The following is a 5,290-nucleotide window of genomic DNA, read 5'->3' as shown; positions in this document are numbered from 1 at the left end:
AATCGTTTGCGGGAGCCTCTTGAGCGTATGAGGCTAAAAGCGCCCATACCCCCAAAAGTGAAAATGAGATTGTCGAAAGGGCGAAAGGCGAGCGTGAGCCAATGCCGATGGGCGAATGGGGGCTCCGGCCGAGGACTCGTCGACTGACTCGAAGGAATGAATGACCGTTGTACCTCGATTGTGTTGAAAAAGTCGCCCGTAGTTCGGAATGTTCTATATCCTGGAAGACATCGATCGACGGGAGTGATTCGTGGCTGTGGTGCAAATTACGGGCGCGAGCAAAAAGCGGCGCATTCACCATTACGTCATCGTGCTGAAAGGACTGCCTTCCAAACAGAAGGCGCAGTGGTATCTTTGAGGCGCAATCGTGCGAGGTTGAACTGACCTTTGCAAATGCGATGCATCAACTCGACACCCGATATTGTAATGGCCGCATCCCTGAAGCGTTTGAAGCCGAGCATTGTGTTGATCCTGGACTTGATGTTGCGGTGATCCTGCTGGATCAAATTGTTCAAATACTTCGACGATCGCAATGTCGTGTCCGCGGGCAGAAACTGGTCCGCCTTCATTTCCCGCACCGCGCGGTGAGACGCAGCGTAACCGTCCAGCGTGATTGTCTTCGGAGCGAGCCCTTGACTCCTGATCGCTTTCGCGAAGAAAGCCTTGGCCGCAGCGACATCGCGCCTGGCGCTGAGCCGGAAGTCGACCGTCTTTCCCGCGCGGTCACCTGCACGGTAAAGATAGACCCATTTGCCACGGACTTTCACATACGTCTCATCGACTCTCCATCAACGACCAGCGGATTTTGCAAACCGGTCCCAGCGCTTGAGGAACTCCGGCGTGAAGCATTTAACCCAGCGCATGATCGTAGTGTGCGCGAGCGACAGCCCGCGCTCGGCCATTATTTCAACGAGGTCTCGAAAGCTGAGCTTGGAACGCAGGTACCAACGCACACACAGGACGATGACTTCGCGGTCAAAGTGACGGCCGTTGAACAGCCTGTCGACGTCTGTCAGCTTACTCATAGCCTGCTCGCGCTCGTCAAATTCCCAGCTTAACTTATCCGCTCCTCCGATTTGCACCGGAGCCCGCGCGCAGATGGTCGATCCACCGGAACCGACCTGGTTGCTAAAAGTCAATCGACTGAGTCTGGGCGGAATGCGTGCCGCGCGCGCTAGCCGCCCGCTCACGGATGCTTCGGCGCACCACTTCGACCAGCGACGCAACGATCGCGTCCATTGACATACCCGGCCCCAACACAGCTTCAATCCCACGCCGTTTGAGACTTCGGGCGTGCTCGTCAGGGACGATGCCACCCAAGACAACTGGAATGGTCAAATTTCGCCGCTCCATCTCGCCAAATAGGTCAGAAACCAGGCCTAAGTGAGCTCCCGCCAGCGACGAAACACCCAGAACGTCGCACATTTCTGCACATGCAAAATCGACCGCGTCGCAGGCCTGTCCGAACAATCCACCCATAACAACTCGGAATCCTGCGTCCGACAACGCGCTGCCGATCAACTTTATGCCCCTGTCGTGCCCGTCTTGCCCAAGCTTTACAAGCAGGATACCCGGTGCGCGTCCTAACTCCGCTGCAAGTTCCCGCACAGCATCGCAGGCCCCGTCCCATCGACTGTCGCGCCCACGCGCTGAAGCATATATGCCGTGGCTGATGCGCATGGCAGCTGAATACCGGGGCCAGACAGCCTCTAATGCCTTGATGCATTCGCCAACCGTCGCTCTTAGGCGCATGCAATCGATCGTTGCCTGCAGGAGATTTCCGCGCCGGGTCCGGGCGATTTCGGTGAGGCGCCTCAGGGAGTTGGTTACCGCACTCGCGTCACGATGCATCTTGACGCTATTCATCCGTCGCACCTGTTGGGTGCGCACATGCTGATTATCAATCACCATGCTCGGGACCGATACGGCAGTATCCGGGTCTGGCGATACAAAACGATTCAACCCGACGACGACCCGTTTTCCGGAGTCGGTTGCCGCTTGCACTCCTGTTGCCGCCACCCCAATTTCGCGCTGCACCCACCCGGAATTGATCGCCTCCAGCACACCGCCCTGCTCCTTGATCTCGCCAAGCTTTTCCCGGACGCGGCGCGCAACCTGATCGGTAAGCGACTCCATCATGAACGAGCCCGCCCACGGGTCCACTACGTCACACAGCCCCATTTCATGCTGAAGGATCAATTGCGTATCTCGAGCAAGCCGCGATGCATCGGCCGATGGAAGCGACAAGGCTTCATCGTACGCGTTAGTGTGAAGCGACTGCGTGCCACCGAATATTGCGGCCAACGCCTCGACGGTCGTACGGACAACATTGTTGTCGGCCTGCTGAGCGCTGAGTGAAAACCCCGAGGTCTGACAATGCATTCGCAAGCCGCGAGCTTTCTCGGTTGATGCTCCGTATTGCGCCGCCAACTCAGACCAGATCAACCTGGCAGCGCGTAACTTGGCCGTCTCCACGAAAAACTGTTTTCCCACGCCAAAAAAGAAACTGATCCGCTCGCACGCGAGATCGGCTGACATGCCGTTCGCGAGGAGTATCTCTACATACTTACAGGCGTTGGCAAACGTTAGTGCAAGCTCCAGCACTGCGTCAGCCCCCGCCTCCTGAAAATGGTAGCCCGAGACAGAAAGAGCATTGAATCGTGGTGCCACCCTGGCAAGATGCTGAGCAACATCGCTCGTGATCCGCAACGATTCCTCTGGAGCAAAAATATAGGTATTTCGCACCATATATTCTTTGAGGATATCGTTCTGCACTGTGCCGGTCAGCCCGGAAGCCTCCACACCGCTTTCTTCGGCTGCAACAATAAAAGCTGCCAGAACGGGCAGCACCGCTCCGTTCATGGTCATAGAAACCGAGACACGGTCCAAAGGGATGCCTTCAAATAGCCGAACCATGTCTTCAACGGTGTCGATGGCCACACCAGCCATGCCAACATCTGCATGAACGTCCGCGTCGTCGGAGTCGTAGCCCCTCTGAGTGGGCAGGTCGAATGCGACTGACAAACCTTGAGCCCCTTCCGCCAGAGCACGTCGGAACGCGAGGTTGGAATCAACGGCATCGGCATAACCTGCATACTGCCTGATTGTCCAAGGCTTACCGCTATACATCGACGCATGAACACCGCGTACGAACGGAGCCTCGCCGGGCAAGCTCTTCACATGCGGGATCCCAGAGATATCGCTCGCCGTGTAAAGAGGTTTCAATTCGATCGTGCCGCTCACTTTCGGCAAACCTTTCTGGGCCGTCATGAATTTTTCCACCGTTTCTCGGTTATAACGTCGGCAATCTTCGCGCCGTCGCTCGCGCGCAAAACATGGCACCAGTGTGCAATTCCCTGCTTATCGATCCGCTTGCCGATCGTACGAACAAGGACGGAGTCTCCCAGATTGACGTTCCCGTAGAAGAACATGTCTCGGGCAGTCGTTACGGGCGGCTCCTTGAACTTGTGAGTCTGCCATTCCGCTCTATCAACGAAAGCCTGAAAACTTGCGAAATAGAGCAGGTCGGCACCGTTGAAATCGCCGTTTGGACATGGATAGAATTCGCAAGATGAGACATATTGCGTATTCAAATCTGGCAGCAACTCGCGCGAGATAGCTTCTCGGTTGCCCAGATCTGAGTTCCGTACCGCCTTACCCAGGGCAAACATCTCGGCGGCCTCCGCTGGCGGGTCGGCAATCTTCCCTGCCAGCGAAGTGAGCGTCGCTCTGGATATGGAACGGTTATTTCCCGCTTCGCTACGCGTTACAAACGTTGACGACATTGAGACGGTGCAGTGCTCCTCCCCACGGGAGATCAACTCATGACGGCTGAAATGCCGTGCCTGACCGACTCTGTGAAGTGACGTACGGATTTCGAAATCGTCGTTCTCACGCACCTTTTCAAATCCGGCAGTTCGAACACGAATCGCAGTGAACGCAGCGTAAGACCGTCGTCCGACATCGTCGAAGAAATCCGGCCGCTCGCGCTGGCCGTAACTCGCTAGCGCATCCCAGTGCTTCTGCCCGCACTCCTTCAGAATCCAGTTTTCGGATATGCCGGTCAGGCTGAGTTGTGGCATGCCGGCACGATAGCCTTGCGTCGTCAGGTACATGATGTCACGCCGCCATGCTCTCTTGCTGTCCGCCAGCCGCCGAGCGAACCGAGACAATGTCGTCAACGATGTACTGCGCATCTCGCGAGATGCCCGAGAAGCGGCCTGAGCCCCATGTGTGCAACCATGGTAGACCCACGAAGTACAACCCAGGCTGGGGTGTAATGCCACGATGATGAGCGGGATAGCCCCGACCGTTAAAGACCGGTGCATCAACCCAGCTGAAATCCGGACGGAAACCAATACACCAGATTACGCATTTGATGCCACTTCGAGCGAGATCGAGAGTCGTCCGTTCGCTTGCCGGACTCCATACAGGTTCGTACTTCTCACCCATAGGTGCGTCAATCCCGTTCTTCTCGATGAAAGCGTCGATGCTTGAGTTGATGCGGTTGTAGACCTCATCCGCGTCGTCGAGGTTAGCGATCAGATCTGGCGAGAATTTGAGCTGACCGTCCTGAAACTCGTCGAGTTGTCCGTACAATTCCATGCCTTCCGACGCAAACTTGCGCAGATCGATGTCGCGACCTCCGTCCCGGCCGGTTACGTAGTGATTGGTGTTGTCACGGACTCCTTCCCGCAAGGGATGCTTCTCGACAGGCATATCGTAATAGCGCATATCAGCGAGCCAATCCACAACGTCGCGACCCCGATAAAAGCGAGCGCAGCGCGGCGCCTCGCCGACGGCGAGATAGACCTTTCGGCCGGCGAGATGGAGGTCTTCTGCGATCTGTGCGCCCGATTGTCCCGAACCGACCACGAGCACAGCCCCTTCTGGAAGCGCTTCGGGACTTCGATATTCGGACGATTGCACCTGCAATACGTCGCCCGGGAGACGCTCAGCCATACGAGGTACGATTGGCGCGTGGTACCCGCCCGATGCCACCACGACCTGGTCAGCCGTGAAATCGCCACCCGTCGTCTCAACGGCATAAATGCCGTCATCTCCACGCTTGACTCGAATGACACCGGTATTCTCAAGGACCGGAGGATTGACCTTCGCGATAAAGCCGTCCAGATACTCGATAATCTCGTCCTTCTTCATGAAGCCATGCGGGTCCGGCCCGCTATAGGGATGCCCGGGCAGAGCACATTGCCAGTTGGGCGTCACAAGGCAGAAGGCATCCCACCTTTGACTGCGCCAGGTATGTGTCACCGTCTTTTTCTCGACGACG

General features: G+C 56.8%; 3 protein-coding genes and 1 pseudogene. All 4 read right to left on the bottom strand.

The window, feature by feature from the left end:
- Positions 1-305: 305 nt before the first annotated feature.
- Positions 306-1,016, bottom strand: a pseudogene (locus QOC89_RS06140) (IS6 family transposase).
- Positions 1,017-1,128: 112 nt separating this feature from the next.
- On the bottom strand, positions 1,129-3,270 hold the full coding sequence (gene scpA, locus QOC89_RS06135) for a methylmalonyl-CoA mutase (RefSeq protein WP_323044212.1): 2,142 nt from the start codon (positions 3,268-3,270) through the stop codon (positions 1,129-1,131).
- A complete protein-coding gene (locus QOC89_RS06130; protein WP_323044211.1) occupies positions 3,267-4,115 on the bottom strand; it encodes a Pnap_2097 family protein in 849 nt (282 codons plus the stop codon). Before QOC89_RS06130 ends, scpA begins: the two co-directional genes overlap by 4 nt.
- Positions 4,116-4,119: 4 nt before the next feature.
- On the bottom strand, positions 4,120-5,290 hold a 1,171-nt coding region (locus QOC89_RS06125; RefSeq protein ID WP_323044210.1), incomplete at its 5' end, for an MSMEG_0569 family flavin-dependent oxidoreductase.

Origin of the sequence: Paraburkholderia sp., assembly GCF_034668105.1 — a bacterium.
Classification (GTDB): domain Bacteria; phylum Pseudomonadota; class Gammaproteobacteria; order Burkholderiales; family Burkholderiaceae; genus Paraburkholderia.
The sequence above is the reverse complement of the archived record's forward strand: the minus strand, read 5'-3'. Positions and strand labels throughout refer to the sequence as shown.

What these genes read in the sequence shown, in the direction of transcription:
- scpA (WP_323044212.1), bottom strand. Translation starts at nt 3,270, where the DNA reads ATGACGGCCCAGAAAGGTTTGCCGAAAGTGAGCGGCACGATCGAATTG.
- QOC89_RS06130 (WP_323044211.1), bottom strand. Translation starts at nt 4,115, where the DNA reads ATGTACCTGACGACGCAAGGCTATCGTGCCGGCATGCCACAACTCAGC.